The organism is Streptomyces sp. GL_140 (assembly GCF_057834465.1).
On record NZ_CM174404.1, the window covers coordinates 6,591,185 to 6,613,945 of the forward strand.

At 71.0% G+C, this 22,761-nt stretch carries 19 protein-coding genes; 8 read left to right on the plus strand and 11 right to left on the minus strand.

What is annotated here, in order from left to right; translation table 11 throughout:
* The first annotated feature begins 2 nt into the window (after nucleotides 1-2).
* Genes AC3IYJ_RS30910 through AC3IYJ_RS30925 form a run of 4 tightly spaced genes read left to right on the plus strand, consistent with a single transcriptional unit; the run spans nucleotide 3 to nucleotide 3,947 of the window.
* Nucleotides 3-959, plus strand: a complete 957-nt coding sequence (locus AC3IYJ_RS30910; protein WP_489397802.1) for an ABC transporter permease — start codon at nucleotides 3-5, stop codon at nucleotides 957-959.
* Nucleotides 956-1,942 (plus strand): ABC transporter permease, encoded by a 987-nt coding sequence (locus tag AC3IYJ_RS30915; protein WP_489397803.1) that lies wholly within the window; start codon nucleotides 956-958, stop codon nucleotides 1,940-1,942. Before AC3IYJ_RS30910 ends, AC3IYJ_RS30915 begins: the two co-directional genes overlap by 4 nt.
* Nucleotides 1,942-2,943 (plus strand): ABC transporter ATP-binding protein, encoded by a 1,002-nt coding sequence (locus AC3IYJ_RS30920; protein ID WP_489397804.1) that lies wholly within the window; start codon nucleotides 1,942-1,944, stop codon nucleotides 2,941-2,943. The genes AC3IYJ_RS30915 and AC3IYJ_RS30920 overlap by 1 nt, the downstream gene beginning before the upstream one ends.
* Entirely contained in the window at nucleotides 2,940-3,947 is a 1,008-nt protein-coding gene (locus AC3IYJ_RS30925) for an ABC transporter ATP-binding protein (protein WP_489397805.1), read from the plus strand. Before AC3IYJ_RS30920 ends, AC3IYJ_RS30925 begins: the two co-directional genes overlap by 4 nt.
* Before the next feature lie 188 nt (nucleotides 3,948-4,135).
* Here AC3IYJ_RS30925 and AC3IYJ_RS30930 read toward each other — a convergent pair whose 3' ends face one another.
* On the minus strand, nucleotides 4,136-6,262 hold the full coding sequence (locus AC3IYJ_RS30930; protein WP_489397806.1) for a S9 family peptidase: 2,127 nt from the start codon (nucleotides 6,260-6,262) through the stop codon (nucleotides 4,136-4,138).
* Between the two features lie 97 nt (nucleotides 6,263-6,359).
* On the opposite strand from AC3IYJ_RS30930, the gene AC3IYJ_RS30935 reads away from it, so the two are divergent.
* Nucleotides 6,360-7,919 (plus strand): MFS transporter, encoded by a 1,560-nt coding sequence (locus tag AC3IYJ_RS30935; protein ID WP_489397807.1) that lies wholly within the window; start codon nucleotides 6,360-6,362, stop codon nucleotides 7,917-7,919.
* A gap of 54 nt (nucleotides 7,920-7,973) precedes the next feature.
* Here AC3IYJ_RS30935 and AC3IYJ_RS30940 read toward each other — a convergent pair whose 3' ends face one another.
* Nucleotides 7,974-9,365 (minus strand): cytochrome P450, encoded by a 1,392-nt coding sequence (locus AC3IYJ_RS30940; RefSeq protein ID WP_489397808.1) that lies wholly within the window; start codon nucleotides 9,363-9,365, stop codon nucleotides 7,974-7,976.
* Nucleotides 9,366-9,530: 165 nt separating this feature from the next.
* Complete coding sequence (locus AC3IYJ_RS30945) at nucleotides 9,531-10,127, minus strand: excalibur calcium-binding domain-containing protein (RefSeq protein ID WP_489397809.1); 597 nt, start codon at nucleotides 10,125-10,127, stop codon at nucleotides 9,531-9,533.
* A gap of 227 nt (nucleotides 10,128-10,354) precedes the next feature.
* On the opposite strand from AC3IYJ_RS30945, the gene AC3IYJ_RS30950 reads away from it, so the two are divergent.
* Entirely contained in the window at nucleotides 10,355-10,963 is a 609-nt protein-coding gene (locus AC3IYJ_RS30950) for an ADP-ribosyltransferase (RefSeq protein WP_489397810.1), read from the plus strand.
* Nucleotides 10,964-11,058: 95 nt separating this feature from the next.
* Here AC3IYJ_RS30950 and AC3IYJ_RS30955 read toward each other — a convergent pair whose 3' ends face one another.
* From AC3IYJ_RS30955 to AC3IYJ_RS30970, 4 genes are all read right to left on the minus strand, one after another.
* Nucleotides 11,059-11,868 (minus strand): hypothetical protein, encoded by an 810-nt coding sequence (locus AC3IYJ_RS30955; protein ID WP_489397811.1) that lies wholly within the window; start codon nucleotides 11,866-11,868, stop codon nucleotides 11,059-11,061.
* Nucleotides 11,869-11,967: 99 nt separating this feature from the next.
* Nucleotides 11,968-12,966, minus strand: a complete 999-nt coding sequence (locus AC3IYJ_RS30960; RefSeq protein ID WP_489397812.1) for a zinc-binding dehydrogenase — start codon at nucleotides 12,964-12,966, stop codon at nucleotides 11,968-11,970.
* Between the two features lie 59 nt (nucleotides 12,967-13,025).
* On the minus strand, nucleotides 13,026-13,382 hold the full coding sequence (locus tag AC3IYJ_RS30965) for a MerR family transcriptional regulator (RefSeq protein ID WP_489397813.1): 357 nt from the start codon (nucleotides 13,380-13,382) through the stop codon (nucleotides 13,026-13,028).
* 63 nt (nucleotides 13,383-13,445) lie between these two features.
* Nucleotides 13,446-13,988 carry an LOG family protein gene (locus AC3IYJ_RS30970; RefSeq protein WP_489397814.1) on the minus strand — a complete coding sequence of 181 codons (543 nt, stop codon included), beginning with the start codon at nucleotides 13,986-13,988 and terminating at the stop codon, nucleotides 13,446-13,448.
* A gap of 270 nt (nucleotides 13,989-14,258) precedes the next feature.
* On the opposite strand from AC3IYJ_RS30970, the gene AC3IYJ_RS30975 reads away from it, so the two are divergent.
* Nucleotides 14,259-14,408 (plus strand): hypothetical protein, encoded by a 150-nt coding sequence (locus tag AC3IYJ_RS30975; protein ID WP_489397815.1) that lies wholly within the window; start codon nucleotides 14,259-14,261, stop codon nucleotides 14,406-14,408.
* 204 nt (nucleotides 14,409-14,612) lie between these two features.
* Here the strand turns inward: AC3IYJ_RS30975 and AC3IYJ_RS30980 are convergent, their stop codons facing one another.
* Entirely contained in the window at nucleotides 14,613-16,142 is a 1,530-nt protein-coding gene (locus tag AC3IYJ_RS30980) for a helix-turn-helix domain-containing protein (protein ID WP_489397816.1), read from the minus strand.
* A gap of 57 nt (nucleotides 16,143-16,199) precedes the next feature.
* Nucleotides 16,200-16,688, minus strand: a complete 489-nt coding sequence (locus tag AC3IYJ_RS30985) for a MarR family winged helix-turn-helix transcriptional regulator (RefSeq protein ID WP_489397817.1) — start codon at nucleotides 16,686-16,688, stop codon at nucleotides 16,200-16,202.
* Nucleotides 16,689-16,784: 96 nt separating this feature from the next.
* On the opposite strand from AC3IYJ_RS30985, the gene AC3IYJ_RS30990 reads away from it, so the two are divergent.
* Nucleotides 16,785-17,675, plus strand: coding sequence for a haloalkane dehalogenase (locus AC3IYJ_RS30990; protein ID WP_489397818.1), 891 nt, complete (start codon nucleotides 16,785-16,787; stop codon nucleotides 17,673-17,675).
* A gap of 74 nt (nucleotides 17,676-17,749) precedes the next feature.
* Here the strand turns inward: AC3IYJ_RS30990 and AC3IYJ_RS30995 are convergent, their stop codons facing one another.
* Both AC3IYJ_RS30995 and AC3IYJ_RS31000 read right to left on the minus strand, forming a co-directional pair.
* Nucleotides 17,750-19,591 carry a pre-toxin TG domain-containing protein gene (locus tag AC3IYJ_RS30995; RefSeq protein ID WP_489397819.1) on the minus strand — a complete coding sequence of 614 codons (1,842 nt, stop codon included), beginning with the start codon at nucleotides 19,589-19,591 and terminating at the stop codon, nucleotides 17,750-17,752.
* Complete coding sequence (locus tag AC3IYJ_RS31000) at nucleotides 19,591-22,743, minus strand: hypothetical protein (protein WP_489397820.1); 3,153 nt, start codon at nucleotides 22,741-22,743, stop codon at nucleotides 19,591-19,593. Before AC3IYJ_RS31000 ends, AC3IYJ_RS30995 begins: the two co-directional genes overlap by 1 nt.
* Between the last annotated feature and the right edge of the window lie 18 nt (nucleotides 22,744-22,761).

Sequence of the window (22,761 nt, forward strand, 5' to 3'; positions counted from 1 at the left end):
TCATGACCGCCGCCGTCGCCGCCACGTCCAAGGACGCGGCGGCGGTCGCGGAGGTACCTCCGGGCAGCAGCCCCTGGCAGCTCGCCCGGCGGGAACTCCGCCGCCGCCCCGCCGTCCGCATCAGCCTCTGCGTCGTCCTCCTCTTCGTCCTGATGGCCGCCACCGCCCCCTGGCTGGGTGCGCTCGGCGGCTGGTCCCCCGAGGAGTTCGACAAGTCCGCCATCGACCCCTACTTGGGCGGCCAGCCGCTCGGCTCCTTCGGCGGGATCAGCCCCGAGCACTGGCTCGGCGTGGAACCCGTCACCGGCCGGGACCTGTTCGCCCGCGTGGTCAGCGGCGCCCAGGTCTCGCTCCTCATCGCCTTCGCCGCCACCGCCATCGTCGTCGTCGCGGGCACCGCCGCCGGAATTGCCGCCGGCTACTTCGGCGGCCGCACCGACACCGTCCTGTCCCGCCTGATGGATCTGACGATGTCCTTCCCGTCCCTCATCTTCATGATCGCGATGCTGTCCGTGGCCAAGGATGTCAACCGCATCCTCCTCATGACCGCCGTCATCGGCCTCTTCGGCTGGCCAGGCGTCGCCCGCGTGGTGCGGGGCCAGGCCCTCTCCCTCAAACACCGCGAGTACGTGGACGCCGCCCGCGTCGCCGGCGCGAGCTCCTGGCGGATCCTGACCCGCGACATTCTCCCGGGAGTCTCCGGCCCGGTCATCGCCTACACCACCCTGCTCATCCCCGGCATGATCAGCACCGAGGCCGCGCTCAGCTACCTCGGCGTGGGAGTCCGTCCGCCCACCCCGTCCTGGGGCCAGATGATCGCCGAGTCCGTGGCCTTCTACGAGACCGACCCCATGTACTTCGTCATCCCCAGCCTCTTCCTCTTCCTCGCCGTGCTCGCCTTCACCCTCCTCGGCGACGCCCTGCGCGACATCCTCGACCCGAGGGGCGCCCGGACGTGATCCTCTACTTCCTGCGCCGCGTGTTCGCCCTCGCCGGGGTGCTGCTCGCCATCGCCGCCGTCACCTTCCTCATCTTCTACGTGCTCCCCTCCGACCCGGCCGCGGCCGCCTGCGGAAAGACCTGCAGCGCCGAGCGACTGGCCGACGTACGCGCGTACCTCGGCCTGGACCGGCCCCTGTGGCGCCAGTTCGGCGACTTTCTCACCGGGATCTTCACCGGCCGCACCCTCGGCACCGGCCAGTACGCCGTGCAGTGCGACTTCCCCTGCCTGGGCTACTCCTACGAGAACTCCCTGCCCGTCTGGGACCTGCTCATGGACCGCCTCCCGGTTTCCGCCTCCCTCGCGGTGGGCGCGGCCGCCCTGTGGCTCGTCCTCGGCCTCGGCGCCGGAGTCACCGCCGCGCTGCGCAAGGACACCGCCACCGACAAGGTCCTCATGGTCGGAGCGGTCGCCGCCGCCTCCCTGCCCGTCTACTTCACCTCCGTGATGCTGATCTACGGGGTCATCCGCATCGCCGGACTCCTGCCCTACCCCGCCTACCAGCCGCTCACCGAGAACCCGCTCGCCTGGGCGAGCAATCTGCTGCTGCCATGGACCGCGCTCGCCCTGCTCTACGCCGCCATGTACGCGCGCCAGAGCCGCGGTTCGATGATCGAGGCGATGGCCGAGCCGTACATCCGTACCGCCCGCGCCAAGGGCATGCCCGAACGCACCGTCGTCGTCAAACACGGCCTGCGCTCCGGAATGACCCCGATCCTGACCATCTTCGGCATGGACCTCGGCGGACTGCTCGCCGGAGCCGTCATCACCGAGTCCATCTTCGGACTCCCCGGCATCGGGCGGCTGTTCTACGGGGCGCTCGTCAGCTCGGACCAGCCCGTCGTGCTCGGGGTCACCCTCCTGGCCGCCTTCTTCATCGTCGTCGCGAACCTCGCCGTCGACCTCCTGTACGCCGTCATCGACCCGAGGGTGAGGTACTGATGCCCCAGCCGCCCAAGGCGCCCCTGCTCCAGGTGCGCGACCTGCGCGTCACCTTCACCACCCCACGAGGCTCCGTACGCGCCGTCGACTCCCTCGGCTTCACCGTGGAGGCGGGCCGGACTCTGGGCATCGTCGGCGAATCCGGCTCCGGCAAGTCCGTCACCTCCCTCGCCGTCATGGGACTGCACCGGGGGGCCGAGATCGGCGGCTCCATCACCCTCGACGGGCAGGAGCTGACCACCAAGTCGGAGAAGGAGCTCTCCAAGCTGCGCGGCCGCAGGATGGCCATGATCTTCCAGGACCCGCTCTCCAGCCTGCACCCCTACTACACGGTCGGCGAGCAGATCGCCGAGCACTTCCGGGTCCACTTCAGGGCCGGCCGGGCCGCCGCGAAACGGCGCGCGGTCGACATGCTCGGCGAGGTCGGAATCCCGGAACCGGCCCGCCGGGCGGGGGAGTACCCGCACCAGTTCTCCGGCGGCATGCGCCAGCGCGCGATGATCGCGATGGCGCTGGCCTGCGAACCCGAACTCCTCATCGCCGACGAGCCGACCACCGCCCTCGACGTCACCGTCCAGGCGCAGATCCTGGAACTGATCGCCCGGCTCCAGCAGGAACGCGGCCTCGGAGTCGTCATGATCACCCATGACCTGGGGGTGGTGGCCCGGGTGGCCCACGAAGTCCTGGTCATGTACGGCGGCCGCGCCGCCGAACAGGCCCCGGTGGACGAGCTGTTCGCCGACCCCGCCCATCCGTATACCAGGGGGCTGCTCGACTCGCTGCCCCGACTGGACGACGCGGACGACGCGCCGCTGCGGGCCATCCCCGGCTCCCCGCCCTCCCTGCTCGCCCCGGCCCCGGGGTGCGCCTTCGCCCCGCGCTGCCCGAAGGCGGGCGCGGGCTGCGAGGACCGGCGGCCGGAGCTCGCCGCCTACGGGGACGGGCCGCCGCGCGCGGTCGCCTGCCACTACGCCGGTACCGCAGCGGAGATGACCCGATGACCGCCTCGACCGGAACGACGGCCCGCGCGACAACCGACCGGCCGCTGCTCTCCGTCCGCGACCTCACGATGACCTTCCCCGGCAAGCGGACCGCGACCGGGCGCCGGGGGGCGCCCGTGCGCGCCGTGGACGGGGTCTCCTTCGAGCTGGAGGCCGGCCGGACCCTGGGCCTGGTCGGCGAGTCGGGCTGCGGCAAGTCCACGACCGGGCGCATGCTCGTCCGGTTGCTGGAACCGACCTCCGGGAGCGTGGAGTTCGAGGGCAAGGACATCAGCCGGCTCTCCCAGCCGGCCCTGCGTCCCCTGCGCCGCCACCTCCAGATGGTCTTCCAGGACCCGCACTCCTCGCTCAACCCCCGCCAGACGGTGGCCCGGATCATCTCCGACCCGCTGCTGGTCCAGGGCTGGTCGGCATCCGACGCACGCCGTCGGGCCGCCGAACTGATGGACCTCGTCGGCCTGATCCCCGAGCACATCGACCGCTACCCGCACGAGTTCTCCGGCGGCCAGGCCCAGCGCATCGGCATCGCCCGCTCGCTCGCCACCAGCCCCCGGCTGATCATCGCCGACGAGCCGGTCTCCGCCCTCGACGTCTCGGTCCAGGCACAGATCGTCAACCTGATGGAGCGGCTGCGCGCCGAACTGGGCCTGGCCTACGTGTTCATCGCGCACGACCTCTCGGTCGTCAAGCGGGTGAGCGACCGGGTCGCCGTGATGTACCTCGGCCGGATCGTGGAGATCGGCGACAAGCAGTCCCTCTACGAGAACCCCCAGCACCCCTACACCCGGGCCCTGCTCTCAGCGGTCCCGCTCCCCGACCCGGCGGCGGAGCGCCGCCGCGAACGCATCGTCCTCCTGGGCGACCCCCCGAGTCCGGCCTCCCCACCCCCGGGCTGCACCTTCCACCCGAGATGTCCGAAGGCCCGGGAAATCTGCCGCGTGGAACGACCCCTCCTGCGGATCGCGGAATCCCGAGAGGTGGCCTGCCACTTCCCCGGGGACTGACGGGTCGCTCATCCGGCCCCTCGGGCGTTTGAGGCGCGGGGGCTGGACGGCGCGCTGCGCCACATCCAGCCCCTCCGGCGTTTGAGGAGCGGGGTCCGGGGCGGAGCCCTGGGGAACGGCGGAAGGGTGGGTAGGGGACAGGCTCCGCGCAGCGGCACACCCGCAGCCGGGGCCTGTCCCCCCACCCATCAGAGGCCGAGCTCCCGCCGGAAGAACGCCAGTTCCTGCACCATGATCTTCTCCCGCACCCCGCCCGGCGTCATATGAGTGACCCCCGGCAGCGCCAGCAGCTGATGGACCCGCCCCGCATCCGTCAGCGCCCGCGACAACCGCAGCGTGTGCGAAGGATGCACGTTGTCATCGGCCAGCCCCGTCACCAGCAGCAGCGGCCTCGACAGCCCCGCCGCGTCCGCGAGGAGCGAGTCCCGCTCGTACACCTCGGGGTGCTCCGCCGGCAGGCCCAGGTACCGCTCGGTGTACGCCGTGTCGTAGTGCCGGAAGTCCGTCGGAGCGGCCCCCGCCGCGGCCGCGTGGAAGACGTCCGGCCGCCGCAGGACCGCGAGCGCGGACAGGTACCCGCCGTACGACCACCCGCGGATCCCGACCCGGCCCAGGTCGAGGTCGCCGTGCCGCTCCCCGAGCGCCAGCAGCGCCGCGACCTGGTCGTCCAGGGTGACGTCCGAGAACCCCCGGTACATGGCGTGCGTGAACCGCGGGGAGACGTACGCCGTGCCCCGGTTGTCGATGGTCACCACGGCGAAGCCCTGGTCGGCCCACCACTGCCGGTGCTGCCAGCGCCGCGGCTCCGCGCAGACGTCCTGCGCGCCGGGGCCGCCGTAGCTGTCGAGCAGGACGGGCAGCCGGGTGCCGGGCACGTGCCCGCGCGGCAGCACGAGCGCGGTGGGGATCCCGTGCTCGGTGACCCGCTCCAGCACCGGGACCACCCGGTACGGCATCGGCTGCGACAGGTCCTCGGGGGTGAACTCCCGTCCCTCCGCGTTCCGCAGGATCCGCCGGATCCCGTCCGCGTCGGCGGAGGTGAGCAGCAGCGCTCCGCCCGACCCCTGGACCGAGTGCACCCCGGGTCCGTCCGCGAGCGGGCTCAGCTCGCCGGAGTCCGGATCCAGGAGGAACACCTGCTGTTCGGAGGGGTCGCGCCGGGCGCCCTCGATCAGCAGCCGGTCCCCGTGGGCTCCGGCCACCCGGCGGACCTGGAGCCCGTCGCCGGTGAGGAGCACCCCGTCCACCGCGAGCCCGCGGGCGGTCCCGTCGGGGGTGTCGGCGCTGGTCAGCATCCGCCCGTCGGGGAGGCGCGCCGGGGTGCCGGGGACCATGGGGTCCACCCACCGGGGGTCGGTGGTGCGCGACAGCTCCCGGGTCCGTCCGGTGGCCGGGTCGGCGGAGAGCAGCAGGACGCGCTGCTGGAGCCGGTCCTGCACGGTCAGCAGGATCTCCCCGGGTGACTCCCAGCCGGCGTCGGAGAGGTACGGATAGGTCTGCGCGTCCCATTCGAGCCGTACGGGGTCGCGGCCCGGCCCGAAGGTCCACAGCTGCACGTCCGCGTTGGGGCCGCCCGCCTCGGGGTAAGCGAAGTCCTCCGCCGCCAGCTCCGGGTGCGCCGGGTCGGCGAACCAGCGCCGCTGGAGGGCGGATTCGTCGACCCGGGCGGCGAGCAGGCTCTCCCCGTCGGGGGACCACCAGTGCCCCCGGGAGCGCCCGAGCTCCTCGGCGGCGGCGAACTCGGCGACGCCCCAGCGGGCTCCGTCCTCGGGGCTGATCCGGCCGCCGGGGGCGGTGTACAGGGCGGCGTCGGCCACGTACGCGATGCGGGAGCCGTCCGCGTTGGGGCGGGGGTCGAAGGCGGGCCCGGCGACCGGGACCTCCTTGGGCTGAACGGGCTGAACGGACTGCGCGGGCTCCGCGCGCCGCTGCGCTTCGGGCGCGCACGTGACCTCGTACAGCCGCCCGTAGAGCGGGAACACGGCGCGCAGGCCGTCGCCGGAGAGCGCGTACGAGCCGATTCCGGCGGCCACGAGCCGGGTCCGCTCGCGCAGTCGGCGCTCGGCGACGGGCAGGGGCGGGGCCGTGGCTGCGGGGTCCAGTCCGGGGCACAGTTCGCGGGGGTCGGCAAGCCGGGTCTCGGCGCCGGTGGCGGTGTCCAGGACCCAGAGGGAGTCGAGGGGATCGGTCGGTCCGGTGGAGCGGAGGAACCAGAGGAGCCGGCCTTCATCGCCGAAGGCGAAGGCGCGCGGGGCGCCGTAGGTGAACCGGGCGGTGCTCGCGGAGAGCCTGAGGAAGTCGTCCATGAGATCCATGGAGCCAGTGTGTCATGTGAAATACCACATAACACATGCCACATAGACTAGGCCGTTCGAGTGGTGGCCCTTGGGGTGCGGGCTTAGCGTCGAAAAGGTGGACCGGAACACTACGCCGAGCAGCACCAGCACCGGGACCAACGGCAAGGTCCGAGGAAGCGGACACGGGCTCGCCCTGCTCGTGATCGCATCCTGCCAACTCATGGTCGTTCTCGACATCACCATCGTGAACATCGCGCTGCCGCACATCCAGACGGCCCTCGGCTTCTCCACGGAGAGCCTGTCCTGGGTGGTCAACGCCTACACCCTCACCTTCGGCGGCCTGCTCCTCCTCGGCGGGCGCACCGGCGACATCCTCGGCCGACGACGCGTCTTCATGTTCGGCGTACTGCTCTTCGGCCTGGCCTCGCTGCTGGGCGGACTCGCCCAGAACGCGGGCCAGTTGATGGGCGCCCGTGCCCTCCAGGGCGTCGGCGGCGCCATCGCCTCACCGACCGCGCTCGCACTGATCACCACCACCTTCAAGGAAGGCCCCGAACGCAACCGGGCGTTCGGCGTGTTCGCCGGCGTCTCGGCGGGCGGCGGCGCGATCGGGCTGCTCGCGGGCGGCCTCCTCGTGGAGTGGCTGAACTGGCGGTGGGTGCTCTTCGTCAACGTCCCCATCGCCCTGCTGATCGCCCTGGCCACGCCGAAGGTGATCCGCGAGTCCGAACGCCGTCCCGGACACTTCGACCTCGCGGGAGCCCTGCTCTCCACCCTGGGCATGGTCGCGCTGGTCTACGGATTCATCCGCGCCTCCCAGGAGGGCTGGCGGGACGGGCTGACCCTCGCCTCCTTCGTGGCGGCCGTGGTCCTGCTGAGCCTCTTCGTCGTCAACGAGCGGCGCTCGCCCCAGCCGATCACCCCGCTCCACATGTTCGCGGACCGCAACCGGGCCGGGACCTACGCGATCATGCTCTTCTTCGCCTGCGCGATCTTCGGCATGTTCTTCTTCCTGACCCTCTTCGTGCAGAACGTGCTGGGCTTCAGCCCACTGCGGGCCGGGCTCGCCTTCCTGCCGGTCAGCGCGATGGTCGCGGTATTCGCGGGGATCACCTCCCAACTGCTGCCGAAGCTCGGGCCGAAACCCTTCATGGTGTCGGGATCCCTGTGCGCGGCCGCCGGACTGGCCTGGCTCACGCAGACCGACATCCACTCCACGTACCTGGGCAGCATCCTGGGCCCGATGCTGCTGTTCAGCGCGGGCATGGGCCAGCAGTTCGTCTCCCTGACCCTGATGGCGCTCTCGAACGTCCCCGACCGGGAGTCCGGCGCGGCCTCCGGACTGCTCAACTCGATGCAGCAGGTGGGCGGATCGCTCGGACTGTCCATCCTGGTCACGGTGTTCGGCACGGCCAGCCGCAACGAGGCCAAGGACCAGGTGGGTTCCTTCCTGCGCGACTCCACGCCCGAGCAGAAGGCCTTTTTCGCGCGCACCAAGCAGTTCCCGAAGCCGTGGAGCGATCAGGTCCTCACCTCGGGCGTCAGCGCCGCCTTCGTGGCGGCAGCCGCGTTCACCCTGGTCACGGCGCTGATCGCACTCTTCGTCATCCAGGTCAGACCCTCGGACCTGGCCCGCCTCCAGGGCAACCACACGCCGGCCCCGACGAAGGCCTGACCTGCGGTCGCCGGGTTCCGGGGCGGGCCCGGCCCTCCCGGCCGCGCGGTGCCGTCAGGCGCCCACGCGCCGGATCCGGCAGCGCGCCGGGCCGAGGGTGTTCAGGGTGATCCCGGCGGAGACCGCGATGTCCGTGTCCACGGCCTCGAACTCGTAGGCGCGCAGGATCATCGCCAGCGCCACCACCGACTCCAGCATCGAGAAGTGCTGTCCGATGCAGGCGCGCGGGCCCCCGCCGAAGGGGAACCAGGCGTAGCGCGGCCTGGCCGCCTCGGCCTCCGGGGTGAACCGGTCGGGGTCGAAGCGCTCCGGGTCCGGCCAGTACCGGGGGTGGCGGTGGGTCACCCACGGAGCCAGGATCACGTCCGCGCCCGCCGGGATGGTGTGGCCGTCCACCTCGGCCGCCGCGACCGAGCGGCGGCCGATGACCGGGGCCGCCGGGTAGAGCCGCATGGCCTCCTTGAGCACCCGGGTGAGGTACGGGAGGCGGTCGAGGTCGGCGGCGCCGGGCGTACGGTCGCCCAGGACCTCGGTGATCTCGGCTCGGGCCCGGTCCTGCAGCTCGGGGTGGCGGGCCAGCAGGTGCAGGGAGAAGGAGAGCGAGGTGGCGGTCGTCTCGTGTCCCGCGAGCAGGAAGATCAGCACCTGTTCGCGCAGTTCGGTGGCGTCGAACTCGGCGTCCTGCGCGCTCGTGGCGGCCGCGAGCAGCGACAGCAGGTCCTCGCCCCCGGCGGCGGAGCCTCCCCGGCGGTCGGCGACGATCTTGTCGCAGACCCCGTACAGCTCCTCCAGCGCGGCCGCCGCCCGCTTGTTGCCCGGAGTGGGCCAGGTGCGGGGGACGTTCACGGGGGAGTAGCCGCGGCGCAGCACGTACTCTGTGATGACCGGAAAGCATCGGTCCACGACATCGACGGTGGCTTCCACGTCGGCGCCGAAGAGGATCCGGGCGACCGCCCGCAGGGCGAGGACCATCATCTCGTCCGAGACGTCGACGACGCCGTCCGGGGACCGCTCCCAGGCGCTGAGGGTCGAGGCGGTCTCCTCGGCGACGGCCTCGGCGTACCCGTCCACCCGGCGCCTGGTGAACAGCGGCTGCACCAGCCGCCGTTGGCGCAGGTAGTCCTCGTCCTGGCTGGTCAGCAAGCCGTTGCCGAGGGCGTCGCGGACCTCCTGGTAGACGGCGTTGTCCTTGCGGAAGTTGGCCGCCTGCGAGGCCAGTACCTGCTGGGCCCCCTCCGCCGAGAACACGCAGTACAGCTCGGCACGGAGCCCCGGCGGGCCGGCCGTGATCCGGACGACGTCGCCCTGTTCGTGGTGCGCGCGCAGATACGTACCGAGCGAATCCGCCCTGAGGTCGGCGAGGGATCCGAGCAGCGGTGTGCCCGCGAGCCGGGGTGTCTCCCTACGGGTGTCCAAGCCTGTCCGTGCTGTTTCCGTTGCTGCCATGGCTCCGCCCTCAGAACTGTGCCGACGGGCCGATTGTCCAGGTGGGCGCGGCCCCGGGGGAGGGATGTCGCCGCATCCGGCCGAATACCGCCGCTGCGCGCCCCCGTCGTCCCGGTATCCGTCGCTTGCTCCCGCAGCTCGCCCCGCCACTCGCTCCCGGCCCGCCTACTTGTCGCAGGCGATGCCGTCGTTGTCCCGGTCGAGGTGCTTGCCGTAGCCGGGCTCGCCGCGCCGGATGGGGGCCGCGCCGGCGGCCTTGGCCTCGGCGCAGTTCTTGTAGGTGACGTCCTTGGGGCCGGGCGCCGGGGTCGGGCTGGACTTCGGCTTCGGGGCCCCCGGGGGCGGGGTCGGCGTGCGGCTCGGACCCTTGGTCGGGTGCAGGGTGGCGCCCGCCTTCTCCGGGCACGGGATCCCGGGCGCGGTGAGGGAGATCTCGACGGAGGTGGTGCCCGTCACGGAAGTGTCCGCCGCCGGGGTCTGGAAGCAGACCGTCCACTGCGCGTGGTCGGCGGGCAGCGGGACGTCGACGTACGCACTGCGCACCTCGGGCGCCTTGGTGATCACCTGCTTGACGAGGACCTCGGCCTCGGCGTGCTTCTTGCCGACGATCGCGGGCATGGCGGGCCCTGTGGTGGAGCTCGGAGTCGGCGCGGGCCCCGGTTTGTCGGAACCCTTCGGCGCGGACGAGTCCTGGCACCCGGTGACGAGCAGTACGACGGCCCCCACGGCGGACGCTATGGCGACGCCCCGACGCTGAAACATGAATGACCCCCCAGATCAATCAACTCGAGCAACTCAATCAACTCGAGCAACTCAAGCAACGGCATGCATCCGCCGAAGCTTAGTCGTGCGGGGTCGGGGGAGTTCCGGCGAAGGATCGTTACGCCTCCAACTCCAGCCGCAATCAAGGGAGTCGGTGATCACGCCGACACGCTCACCATCGGGTGAGGATCCCGCTGCGCGTGGCGCGGGGCCGCCAGGGTGAGGGCATGATCACTTCCGCCCTGCGCCGCCGTGTCGTCGCGCTCGCGACCGTCCTCGCCGCAGCCCTGCTGCCTCCGGTTTCGGCTTCGGCCTCCGTCCACGCGGCCGCGCCCGCGAACTCCTGCCCCCGGGTCCAGGACCACCTCTTCGCCGCCGCCGACCCCAGCGTCGAGATCGAGCGGATCACCCCGTCCCCCTCCTGGCGGATCAACTGCAAGCAGCTCTACCGCTCGGACGGCCGCCCGCCGGAGGTGGTCTTCGAGGAGGGCTTCCTCCCCAGGGACACCCGCACCGGCCAGTACGACATCGAGAGCTACGTCCTGGTCAACCAGCCCTCCCCGTACGTCTCCACGACCTACGACCACGACCTGTACAAGTCCTGGAAGAGCGGTTGGAACTACTACATCGACGCCCCGGGCGGGGTGGACGTCAACCAGACCATCGGCGACACCCACAAGTACGCCCGCCAGGTCGAGGTCGCCTTCCCGGGCGGCATCGAGCGCTCGTTCATCGTGGCCGTCTGCCGGGTCGACACGGTGAAGAAGGTCGAAGTCATGGACGAGTGCCGAGACAACCCCCACTACCAGCCCTGGCGCACCAACTACCCGGGCTGACAACTCCCTTGTCGGAGGTCGTCCCCCTGCCTCCAGCGGCCACGGCAGCGCCCGTGCGCTGATCCCGTAGCCGCTGGGGGATGCGGCGGGAGCTCTCAGCGACGCCAGCGTTCCCGGTCGGGGCCCTTGCAGGTGTAGGTGACGCCGTTCTTGCCGACCCCGGTCGCTCCGGGCGTCGCGCAGTACGCGCCGGGGGTCACCGTGGCGCCGCCACCCCCGCCGGTGTCGGATCCACCGGAGCTGGTCGAGCCGCCAGAGCTGCTGCTGCCGCCGCTGCTGTCGCCGTCGTCGTGCGTGGGTGTGGGCGAGGGCTTCTTCGGGTGCAGGACGGTGTCCTTCCCGGCCGGGCACGCGGTCCCGGGGGCCACGAGGTGCACGCTGGTGTCAGCGGTCTTCGCGACGAGCTTCACTCCTGCCTCGGGGCCCTGGAAGCAGACGATCCAGTCCGCGTGGGCGGCGGGAACCTCCACGTCCGCGTACGCGCTGAGAGTGGCGAGTTCGGTGTCGACCAGGTCCTCGACGGCCTTCTCCGCCTCCGCGAAGGGCTTGCCCACGACGGCGGGCATCAGGGGGTCGGCGCTCTGTGTGGGTATGGGCGTCGGCGAGGCGTTCACCGAGGGCGTGATTTCGACGATGACGGTCCGGGTGACCGCCGGCTGCGGCTTGGCGTCGTCCGCGGACTTGTCCGGGGGGTCCGAAGCGAGAAAGGGAGTCAGGAACCAGAGGCCCGCCAGCACCGTCGTGATGATCTTCGTTTTCTGGTTCCACCGACTCATCCAGACCAGCGCGATACCCGCGGGCGGGATGACGACCAGCAGGGTGATGATCAGTGCCGGGTGCTGCCACCATCGCCGTACGGGCGCGTACGGGTGCGGGTAGGGCGGCGGGTAGGGCGGGTGGGTCACGGGCAGTCCTTCTGGCGACGCGGAGCGTGGGGGGCTCGGCGAGCGTACAGAAGATTGAAGCTTGTACCGATCGGTACGCAGGACCGGCCCTGCTCCCGCTCAACGCCACGGGTCGAGGGCGTGCTTGCCCTGGGTCCGGCGGGATTCGAGCTGCTGGAGGACGGTGGGCCCGTCGGCGAGGGGGTGGACCTCCGGGGAGCCGGGCGGGTAGACGCCGTCGGCGATCAGGGCGGCGAGTTCGGTGAGCAGGTCCCGGAAGATCTGGGGCGCGTCCTCGGCCAGGGAACCGATGTGCAGGCCCTTGACCTGGACGCGGTGGCTGAAGACGAGGTCATGGGTGGTCAGGGTGGCGTCGCCCGAGGCGGCGCCGAAGACGATGATGCTGCCGGTCACCGGACGGGTCACGGCCAGGCTGTCGTGGAAGGTGGCCCGGCCCACCGATTCCAGGACGATGTCGACGCCGTCGGCCAGGCCGAGGACCGTCTTCGCGAGATCGGGGTCGGCGGAGTCCAGGACGTGGTCGGCGCCCAGTTCGCGGACGCTGCGGTGCTTGGACGGGGACGCGGTGGCGATGACGCGGGCCCCGTAGTGGGAGGCGAGACGGACGGCGGCCTGGCCGACCCCGCCCGCCGCCGCGTGCACCAGCACCACATCACCCGGCTTGATCCCGCCGAGGGGCTTCAGGGCCGCCAGGGCCGTGGCCCAGTTCAGCACCAGTCCGAGCGACTCCGCTCCGCTCCAGCCGACGGGGACGCGAAGGGCGAGGGCCGCCGGCATCACCATGTACTGGGCGAACGCCCCGTAGCCCGTGCCCACGACATGCGTTCCGACCGGAAGGGGCTCGGTGATGCCGGGGCCGAGGCCGACGATCTCACCCGCCGCCTCGAAACCCGCCGTGTACGGGGCCTGCGGCCCGCCCTCGTAGGTGCCGTGGGACTGCATGACGTCCGCGAAGTTGATCCCCGCCGCGCTGACGCGGACCAGATACTCGCCCGGTCCGGGCACGGGCACGGCACGGCCGGTCGCCAGGGCCAGGTCCTCGGGACCCTTGAGCGAGGACTGGATCAGGACGGTCTGCTGCTGCTCACTTGTGTCCATGGGCAGGACCGTAAAAGGTTCCCGTCGGCGTGAAGGTCAAGCCCGTCTCACGGAACACCTCACCGATCCGCCCGAGCGGCACTCAGGAAGGCGTCCAGCGCGGCCTGTTGGGTGGCGAGACCCGCGATCCGCTCCGCGAGCCGGTCGCGGTACTCCTGTACTTCCGCGAGGAACTGCGGGCATATCCCGTGCGGGCTGGTCTTCGGGGTGATGTAGGGCAGCACTTCCTTGATCAGCCGCATGGGCAGCCCCGACTGCGCCAGGGAGCGGATGAGGCGGACGCGTTCGATGGCGGCGAGGCAGTAGTCCCGGTAGCCGTTGGCTCCCCGCTCGGGGGCGATCAGCCCCTCCTCCTCGTAGTACCGCAGCGTCCGGGCACTGACACCGCTGGCCTTCGCCGCCTCGCCGATCCTCATGTCCCGCACAACGCCACGGAGTTATGGGATCTTCCGATGAGACGAACCCCACCCGACACAGCCCTAACTACCGGATCGCCCGTTCTCCACCAGGTAGGCGAGCGCGGTCTCGGCGTCCTCGGCGAAGAAGACCAGGTCGGCCAGGGGGACCGGCAGGAACCCCTCCTCCTCCATCCGCCGGAACTGCTCCTTCAGGCCGTCGTAGAACCCTGCCGTGTTGAGGAGCACCACCGGCTTCGTGGTCTTTCCGTGCTTCTTGAGCTCCAGGATCTCGGTCGCCTCGTCCAGCGTTCCGGTCCCGCCGACCATGATCGCGACCGCGTCGGCCTTGGCCAGGAGCAGCGCCTTGCGTTCGGCGAGGTCACCGGCGATCACCATCTCATCGGCGTTCTTGCGGGCACTGGCCGCCAGGAAGCCGACCGATACACCCACGAGTCGGCCCCCCGCCGCCTGGACGCCGTCCGCGACGACCTTCATCAGACCGCTCTCGGAGCCGCCCCACACCAAGGTGTGGCCGCCCCTGCCGAGGAGTTCGGCGAACTCCCGGGCCGGGCCGGTGTAGCGCTCGTCGAGGTCGGCGGCCGAGAGGAAGACGCAAATGTTCATACGGCCACAGTACGAGCAGCAGACCGACACACCGAGCCCCATCACTCTCCACGGAGAGCGACGACGACGGGGTGGCCAACGTGCCACTCGGCGGCGGGCGCTGGGCCAACTCCTGTGCCCACGGCCCGAAGAGGGGTGTTCCACGTGCTGAACCTGCATGGATTGCCTACCGTTCAAGGTCTACAGTTCGCGGGCCCGTCGCCCCGGAAGGGCTGTATGGATCTCTTCGCCTGACCAACTCGAAGCCCCCGCCGGTCAAGCTGCCGCGGTTTGAGTCCTCGCGGTCAGGACGCCAACGCCTGTAGCGCCGGCGAGGACAGCTCGCCCCGCTACGACTACGGCCCCGGCAAGCCGCGGCACCAGGTGGATGCCCCCGTCGACCCCTGCCCGTACGACATACCGCTCGCCGAGGAGTGCTGAGCACGACGAAGCCCCCGCCCGGTCCGGACTGCTGCCGGCGGCGGGGGCTTCGTGCGGGGGTCAGGCTGGGAGGCGGCCGATACAGGCTGCGCACGGACTGTATCGGCCGATCGAGCGGCTTCTAGGTCGCCGAGTAGCGCCCAGCCGGCCTGCACCGTCCTCAGAGCTTCGGGCCATGCCTCACTTGGCCCCTGTGTCGGATTCCTAGATGTCCCGGAAGATTTCGATCTGGGCGCCGACCGAGTTGAGGCGTTCCGCCAGTTCCTCGTAGCCGCGGTTGATGACGTAGACGTTGCGCAGGACCGAGGTGCCCTCGGCTGCCATCATCGCGAGGAGGACGACGACGGCCGGACGCAGGGCCGGGGGGCACATCATTTCCGCCGCGCGCCAGCGGGTCGGGCCCTCGACCAGGACGCGGTGGGGGTCCAGGAGCTGGAGGCGGCCGCCGAGGCGGTTGAGGTCCGTCAGGTAGATGGCCCGGTTGTCGTACACCCAGTCGTGGATCAGGGTCTGGCCCTGGGCCACGGCCGCGATGGCGGCGAAGAAGGGGACGTTGTCGATGTTCAGCCCGGGGAAGGGCATCGGGTGGATCTTGTCGATCGGGGCTTCGAGCTTCGACGGGCGGACGGTGAGGTCCACCAGGCGGGTGCGGCCGTTGTCGGCGGTGTACTCCGCCGAGCGGTCGTGGTCGAGGCCCATCTCCTCCAGGACGGCGAGCTCGATCTCCATGAACTCGATCGGGACCCGGCGGATGGTGAGCTCGGACTCGGTGACCACGGCCGCGGCCAGCAGGCTCATCGCCTCGACCGGGTCCTCGGAGGGGGAGTAGTCGACGTCGACGTCGATGTTCGGGATGCCGTGGACCGTCAGGGTCGTGGTGCCGACTCCGTCCACCCGGACGCCGAGGGCCTCCAGGAAGAAGCACAGGTCCTGGACCATGTAGTTGGAGGAGGCGTTGCGGATGACGGTGGTCCCGTCGTGCCGGGCGGCGGCCAGCAGCGCGTTCTCGGTGACGGTGTCCCCGCGCTCGGTCAGCACGATCGGGCGGTCCGGGGAGGTCCCGGCCTCGACCTGGGCGTGGTAGATGCCCTCGGTCGCGGTGATGTCCAGGCCGAAGCGGCGCAGGGCGATCATGTGCGGCTCGATGGTGCGGGTGCCGAGGTCGCAGCCGCCGGCGTAGGGCAGCTTGAAGTGGTCCATCCGGTGGAGGAGGGGACCGAGGAACATGATGATGCTGCGGGTGCGGCGGGCCGCGTCCGCGTCCATGGCGTCCATGTCGAGGCGGGCCGGCGGTACGAGTTCCAGGTCGACGCCGTCGTTGATCCAGCGGGTGCGGACACCGATGGAGTTCAGGACCTCCAGGAGGCGGTAGACCTCCTCGATGCGGGCGACCCGGCGGAGCACGGTGCGGCCCTTGTTGAGCAGGGCGGCGCACAGCAGGGCCACGCACGCGTTCTTGCTCGTCTTGACGTCGATCGCGCCGGACAGGCGACGGCCGCCGACCACGCGCAGGTGCATCGGACCGGCGTAGCCCAGCGAAACGATTTCGCTGTCGAGGGCTTCCCCGATGCGCGCGATCATTTCGAGACTGATGTTCTGGTTGCCGCGCTCGATCCGGTTCACGGCGCTCTGGCTGGTGCCGAGCGCGTCGGCGAGCTGACTCTGTGTCCAGCCACGGTGCTGCCGGGCGTCACGGATGAGCTTGCCGATGCGTACGAGGTAGTCGTCTCCCATGGCTGCACCGTATCTCAGATATGAGATTCCGCTCGCGCTGGGTGTGGCGGACGGGTGTTACCCGGCGTCAGCTCCCATGCCGGGGTCGGCGTGCGCGTGGTGGGCGACGAGCCGGCCGAGGAGCCGGGTGAGCTGCTCGCGCTCCGGTGCGGACAAAGGGGACAAGAGCTCTTCCTGGGCCGCGGCGAGCAACTGTTCCAGCTTGCGCAGCCGACGTCGGCCGAGCGGTGTGAGGGTGATGACATTGCGCCGCCGGTCGGCGGGGTCGGGGGTTCGCTCGACCAGTTCGCGTTCGGCGAGTTCGTTGATGACGGCGACCAGGTCGCTGCGGTGGATGCCGGTGCGGCCGCTCAGGGTGGCCTGGCTGGCCGGTCCGAACTCGTCCAGGGCGACCAGGGCCGCGTAGTGCCATTTGCGGGCATCTGCCCCGTTCAGCCCCTCGATGACGAACCGCTGGGCGTGCGCCGAGGCCTGCGCGAGCAGCCGACTGGGCAGTTCCCGAAGCCGCGCCGGGACGGTGGCGGCCTGCTCCTCTTCCGTGGTCATGACGGGATCCTATCCCTTGCGTTGGTGACACTAACGATCTAAATTCATTCGTGTCACCAACGTTTGGTGCACTAACGAATTGGGAGGGGCCTTTCCATGCCCACGATCGACGTACTCGACTCGACGATGCACTACGAGGAACTGGGCGCCGGCGCCCGAGGCGCCGTCGTCGTCCTCCTGCACGGCAACCCCACCTCCTCCCACCTGTGGCGCGGCGTCCTGCCCCGGATCGGCGGGGGCGCGGCCGGGGGACAGGTACGGGTCCTCGCCCCCGACCTCATCGGAATGGGCCGCTCGGGCAAGCCGGGCGGCAACTACCGCTTCGCCGACCACGCCCGCTACCTCGACGCCTGGTTCGAAGCCCTGGGGCTGGACGAGGTCGTCCTCGTCGGCCAGGACTGGGGCGGGGCGCTCGCCTTCGACCGGGCGGCCCGGCATCCGCAGGGGGTCCGCGGCATCGCCTTCATGGAGACGATCCTGCGGCCGATGAGCTGGGAGGAGTTCCCGCCCGCCGCCCGCTCGCGGTTCGAGGCGCTGCGCACGCCGGGCGTGGGGGAGGAGATGGTCCTCGACCACAACCTCTTCATCGAGGACGGCCTGTCCCGGACGATCCTGTCCGGAGCCCTCGCCGAGACCGACCACGCCCGCTACGCCGCCCCCTACCCGACGCCCGAAAGCCGTCGGCCCATGCTCCAGTGGGCCCGCTCCATGCCGCTCGACGGCGAACCCGCCGACGTCGTCAGCCGGGTAAAGGAGTACGACGCCTGGCTGTCCGCCAGCCCTGAAGTCCCCAAGCTGCTCCTCACTTTCGACGGCTCGCCCACCCTGATGATCGGTCCGCGGGAGGCCGAGTGGTGCGCGCGCAACATCTCGGCCCTGGAGACCGAGTACTGCGGCACCGCCGCCCACCTCTGCCCGGAGGACCGGCCCGAGGAGATCGCGACGGCCGTCACGGCCTGGATGGCCCGCCGCGGCCTCGCAGGTTGAGCCCCCGGCCCCGGCCCCGGCCCCGGCCCCCATCCCGGCCCCGGGCCCCTTCTGCCCCTCCGCTCCCGCTGCTGCTACAGCCGCTCCTTCGCGAGCTCCCTTGCCAGGGGGAGCATCTCCTCCACCGCCGCGTTGAACTCGGCGTCGGTCATCTCGACCCCCATGACCTCGAAGTTCAGCTTCAGGGCCTTCATGGCCGCCTCGGTCGGGGCCGTGCGGGAACCACGCAGCACCACCCCGAAGAACTTCACCTTCGCCTGGTCGAAGCGGACCGGCACCAGCCGCCCGCCGACGAGAATCCGGGTGAGGCCGGCCCGGCCCGGTATGTCGTTCGCCGAGAGGCGCTCGATGTCGCGCTGGATCTGGCCGAGCTTCTCCTTCCTGGCGAACTCCCTCGCCACGTCCTGGAAGGTTTCCGTGAACGGTCTGCCCTCGGCCTCGGCCAGCAGAGCCCGGTCACGGAGCTCCTCCTTCACCTCGGCGACGAACTGGAGCAGGGCGTCCGCCGACTCGTGGTCGTCGCCGCCGCCGAGGTGGAGCCGGCCCACGGCCGTGTCCTTGCCCGCCTTGGCCTCGAAGACCGCGACGGGCACCATCACGTCCTTCTCCCAGTACACGAGCATGCCGTCGGTGATTCCCCTGCCGTCCCTGCCGCACATCAAGTGCCCGGGGATGAACTCGATCTTCTTCCCCCGCGTCTTGAGCCCCAGCGCCGCGAGCCCGGCCGGGTCGCGCAGCCACGACAACACCCGGGTTTCGAGCAGTTCCTCCAGGAGCTGACCCTTCATGTTGCTCGCGCCCGGCCCCTTGCGCAGGACCCGGAGCAAGGAGGGGGCGTCGAGCTTGGCCAGGGCCGGGAACCTCTTGGCCAGCTTCGCGAGCAGGACGACGATCCGGGGCTCGTGCTCCACGATGGCCTGGATCACCCCCCTGACCAGCTTGGGCAGGGCCTGAGCCACCTCCCGGGCCAGCGCGGCCTCCAGCCGGCGCCCCAGCCTCAGCTCCTCCGCCGCCTGGTTGACGGCGTGCAGGGCCGCCGGGTTCGCGGAGGCCCGGGCGTCCGCCGCGATGGCCAGGCGCCACCCCTGGACCTCCTGTCCGTAGAGCCGGGTGAGGCGCGCCTCGGTGTAGACGAGCCGGCCTCCTTTGACCAGCCTTCCCGCCGCGGGCAGCAGGACCGACGAGGCCAGGACCGCCCGCTCCAGATCGCTCAGCCGGTACCCGAACAGATCGCGGCCGGTGAGCACCTCGTACCCCGCGACCGCGCTGCCCAGCACCGGGACGAGCCCGATGGCCAGCTCGACCATCTCCACCAGGACCGGCCGCTCGATCGGCACGTCCAGCGGAGGGTTGAAGTCCGAGGGGAGCCGCTGGGCGAACCGCAGCGCGGCCAGTACGCCGGGCCGGTCGTCGAGGAAGTCCCGGAACGAGGCCTGCGGGCTGAGCCGGAGAAACACCCGGTCCGGGGGATGTTCGAGGAACCAGGTGAAGAAGGACCGGGCCACCCCCGCCATGATGGTGCGGATCTCGCGGTTGTCCTCGATGAGGTAGCTCTTGCCGTTGAACTTGTCGACCACCACGTGGGTCCGCCACATGTGGTCCGTTTCCAGCCGGTCGCAGAACGAGGCGTACTCCTCCCTCTTGGCCGTGTACGCCTTCTGCGTCGCCTCGTCCGCGTCCCACGGCGCGAGCTCCCGCTCCGCCTGCCCCAGCCAGTACCGCCGCCACCCGTCGGGACCGCCGGGGAAGACCGCGACCTGGTCCGGCCGACGGGAGAGGTGCTCGCGCATCAGCTCCGACCCCAGCCGGGCCGTCCCGATCCGCACGGCGCTGCCGTTGCCCAGGAGTCCGGCCCGCACGTTGGTCTCGACGGCGGTGATCTCCCGCAGCTGGGCCGACACGTTCACCCTGGGCATCAGCGCTCCACCCACTCGCCGTCCGGGTCCTTCGCCCATTTCGGAAGGGTGTCGTCCGGCCGCAGGTGCACCAGGGTCGTCGGGATCCGCACCTGCCACGGATCTCCCTGCGGCACCTCGGAGCCGGGTCGCTCCAGCCGCTCGGCGATCTCATCGGCGATCGGCAGGTAGAGCGGGCTGGAGATGGCCGGGAGCGGTCCGCCGTTCCAGAGTTCACCGAAGTTCATGTAGTGGTCGATGGCCCCTTCGAACCCGGGTCGGGCGGGGACCGTCACCCGGCAGTACCCGGCCTTGAGGAACTGGTTGAACACCGGATCGGGATCCTCGTAGGAGAGCCGCTCGTCCCATTGCTCCTTGCGGCCCCAGAAGTACGGGTAGGCCACCCAGGTCAGGTGCTCCCACTCGAAGGCCTGCTCGAAGAAGCGGACGTACGCGCCCTCCCCGGCCGCCTCCCAGACATCGATCTGCGGGATCCCCTGCGCCCCGGTGTCGATGGCGTCGAACAGGTCGAAGTGCTGTTCCGTCAGCACGCTGACGCAGCTCTTGCGCAGCTCGTCGGTGATCAACTCCTGGTTGGCACCCGGATTGCGGCCCCGGATCGCCACCCCCGCCTGGAGCTGGAGCTCGGCCAGCTTCGATTCGTACTCGGCGAGCCGGGCCCGGTAGGCCGTGGTCAGCTTCGCGTGGGTCTCCAGCCGCCACTTCTCCATCGCCCGGACCGTGCGCCGGCACTTCACCTCGACGGCGACCGCGATGTGGGCGGCCCGGAAACTGACGAGGGAGACCGGCACCGAATCCCGCTCGTCGTCCAGGGAGGTGGTCCACACCCAGGAACCGTCGTTCGTGAACCGGTGCGAGCGCCGGCCGACGACCACGTCCAGGCTGAAGTCCGGTGACCAGATGGTCGCCACCTTGCCGACCGAGGCGTGCACGGCCTGGTACCCGTCGTCGATGGAGATCTGGCCGGAGTGGTCGTAGTTGGTCTTGCTGTCCCCGCCGCCTGCCTTGAAGTCGAACGACTTCGTCCGGTACGGCTCGGGCGGCGGGGTGACGTCCGTCGCGCCGTAGACCCGCACCCAGAAGGGGTAGTTGTACTCGCTGACCCGGTTCGGGCGCAGCGTGAACTCCGGCGGCTTCACCAGGTCGACCGCGCTCGCGTGCGCGGATTGGAGCGAGTGGATCAGGAATGCGGCCGGCTCCGGGATCATGAAGTCGAACATGGTGCGCAGCCCGTAGTTGTACATCTGCGCCTCGTAGACCTTGTTGACCCACTGGTAGACGCCCGAGATGTGGCCGATCCCGTTCTTGTTGTCCAGGCCGTGGGTGTTCTTCTCGGTCACCTCCGTCGTCACGCGCAGCGACGTGCGCTCCAGTACCCGTTGCGAGATCCGGTTGGAGCTGCGCTCCGTGACGTCCCGGGAGAAGGTGGACGCCGATTTGGTGGCTTCCTCCTTGGACCGGGAGACCGAGCCCTCCGCGGAGGCGGAGAACTCCACCGTGGGGCCGTACTTGCCGGACACGGTCAGCCCCGCCTTGAGGGCGGCGTCCTCCTTGATGACCTCGCTGGACTCCTTGGTCATCTCGAACCGGTCGGTGGACTCCAGCTCCCGCTCCTGCGAGGTGGTCACCTCGGTCTCGTGGAAGGTGAGCTGCTCGGTCTCCTGCCGTCGGGTGTGCTCCCGCTGTTTGCTCTCGCCGCGCAGCACGTTCTCGATGTGGGCGACGTCGGCCGCCTCGTACCCGGTCAGCTGCTGCCGTACGAGCAGCAGGTCCGCCACCCCGGCCGGTTTGACCCGGCCCCTGCTCGCGGGCACCCGGGGATCTTCGAGCGGGACCTTCTCGCTCGCATCGGGCTCGCCCACCACCAGCGCGGTCCACGGCGAGGGGAGCGGGGTGGACACGGTGACCAGGGCGTCGCCGACCCGTTTGACGCTGCGCCGGGTCGGCTGGCCGTAGAGCGCGTCCAGCTCCGCGCCGAGCGCCTCCACCTCGTCCACCAGGTATGCCACGATCCGGTCCAGCGGCTCTCCGGTGAGGTCGATGCCGCGGGCGGTGATCAGCGCCCTGGTCCCCTGCGATACGCGGGCGGCGCCGGTGTCGTTGAGCCGGAAGGTGGTCGCGGCGAGGAGGGGGACGGCGAACTTCAGCTTGCCGTCGAGCAGGTCCGGCTTGGAGACGAACAGCTGACCGGCGAGCTGCGCCGCTCCGGCCACCAGCGAGGGCGACTGGGGCTGCGGTTCGGGATCGGCCGCCACCGGGGTCCCGCTGGTTCCCCGGACCTCCAGGGCGCGGAGGTTGGCGGCGGCGAGCCTGCCGTGGAAGTCGATCTGCCGGAGCAGCTCGTCCTTGGGTGCGGCGGGCGGCAGCACCCCCTCGTCCGCCTGCTGCTCCGGGGCCTGGAAGCTGTCACCGGTGAGCCCGATCAGCTCGGCCATGGCGCCGCGCAACTGTGCGTGGCCGCGCAGCAGCTCACCGGCCCGCTGCTGTCGCGCGGCGGCCTTCTCCAGCTCCTTGGCGCGCTGGCGCCGGGCCGCCTCCACTGTGGACAGGGCCGGTTCCAGTCCGGTCGGGCGGGGGAGTTCCAGCGAGCGCCGGCGGGCCCGTCGCAGCTCCTGAGGGTTCGCCGGGAAGGCGGGCAGATCAGTGGTCCGGGTCAGCTGGACCACGAGTTCCAGGTGGCGCAGTTGGCGGGTGAGCTCCTCGATGGGTCGGCCGTGCTGTTCCGGCAGGTACTTGATCGCCAGCAGGCTGTCCCGCAGCCGGGCCAGGGCCTCCTTGAACTCGGCCCCGGCCACCACCGCTTCGGGGGTGCCGCCGTACGCGTCGCGCACCGCGTTCAGCACGGCGCGGCGCAGCGGCACCCCCGGTCCGGCGGCGGCCGAGCCCGCCACCGGGCCTGCCAGGGAGTCCAGCGCGGTGGAGAAGGCGGCGCTCGCCCCGGCGAGCGGTGTCCTGGCGGGATCCCCCAGGAACCGGGGCGAGGCGACGAACGCGCCCGCGACCGTGCGCAGCGCGGCCCGGGGATCGGGTGCGGACGAGGCCGTCGCCAACGCGGCCTGGAAGTCGGAGGACTGGGCCAGTGCGATGCTCGGACCGACCGGGTCCTGGCTCATCGGCGGACGCATGAGCGAGATGCGGAAAAGCGGTTCCATGGTGGCCCCCCATTGCCA

What these genes read in the sequence shown, in the direction of transcription:
- AC3IYJ_RS30925 (WP_489397805.1), top strand. Translation starts at nt 2,940, where the DNA reads ATGACCGCCTCGACCGGAACGACGGCCCGCGCGACAACCGACCGGCCG.
- AC3IYJ_RS30985 (WP_489397817.1), bottom strand. Translation starts at nt 16,688, where the DNA reads ATGACCACGGAAGAGGAGCAGGCCGCCACCGTCCCGGCGCGGCTTCGG.
- AC3IYJ_RS30980 (WP_489397816.1), bottom strand. Translation starts at nt 16,142, where the DNA reads ATGGGAGACGACTACCTCGTACGCATCGGCAAGCTCATCCGTGACGCC.
- AC3IYJ_RS30945 (WP_489397809.1), bottom strand. Translation starts at nt 10,127, where the DNA reads ATGTTTCAGCGTCGGGGCGTCGCCATAGCGTCCGCCGTGGGGGCCGTC.
- AC3IYJ_RS30920 (WP_489397804.1), top strand. Translation starts at nt 1,942, where the DNA reads ATGCCCCAGCCGCCCAAGGCGCCCCTGCTCCAGGTGCGCGACCTGCGC.
- AC3IYJ_RS30995 (WP_489397819.1), bottom strand. Translation starts at nt 19,591, where the DNA reads ATGCCCAGGGTGAACGTGTCGGCCCAGCTGCGGGAGATCACCGCCGTC.
- AC3IYJ_RS30960 (WP_489397812.1), bottom strand. Translation starts at nt 12,966, where the DNA reads ATGGACACAAGTGAGCAGCAGCAGACCGTCCTGATCCAGTCCTCGCTC.
- AC3IYJ_RS30990 (WP_489397818.1), top strand. Translation starts at nt 16,785, where the DNA reads ATGCCCACGATCGACGTACTCGACTCGACGATGCACTACGAGGAACTG.
- AC3IYJ_RS30930 (WP_489397806.1), bottom strand. Translation starts at nt 6,262, where the DNA reads ATGGATCTCATGGACGACTTCCTCAGGCTCTCCGCGAGCACCGCCCGG.
- AC3IYJ_RS30910 (WP_489397802.1), top strand. Translation starts at nt 3, where the DNA reads ATGACCGCCGCCGTCGCCGCCACGTCCAAGGACGCGGCGGCGGTCGCG.
- AC3IYJ_RS30970 (WP_489397814.1), bottom strand. Translation starts at nt 13,988, where the DNA reads ATGAACATTTGCGTCTTCCTCTCGGCCGCCGACCTCGACGAGCGCTAC.
- AC3IYJ_RS30950 (WP_489397810.1), top strand. Translation starts at nt 10,355, where the DNA reads ATGATCACTTCCGCCCTGCGCCGCCGTGTCGTCGCGCTCGCGACCGTC.
- AC3IYJ_RS30940 (WP_489397808.1), bottom strand. Translation starts at nt 9,365, where the DNA reads ATGGCAGCAACGGAAACAGCACGGACAGGCTTGGACACCCGTAGGGAG.
- AC3IYJ_RS31000 (WP_489397820.1), bottom strand. Translation starts at nt 22,743, where the DNA reads ATGGAACCGCTTTTCCGCATCTCGCTCATGCGTCCGCCGATGAGCCAG.
- AC3IYJ_RS30965 (WP_489397813.1), bottom strand. Translation starts at nt 13,382, where the DNA reads ATGAGGATCGGCGAGGCGGCGAAGGCCAGCGGTGTCAGTGCCCGGACG.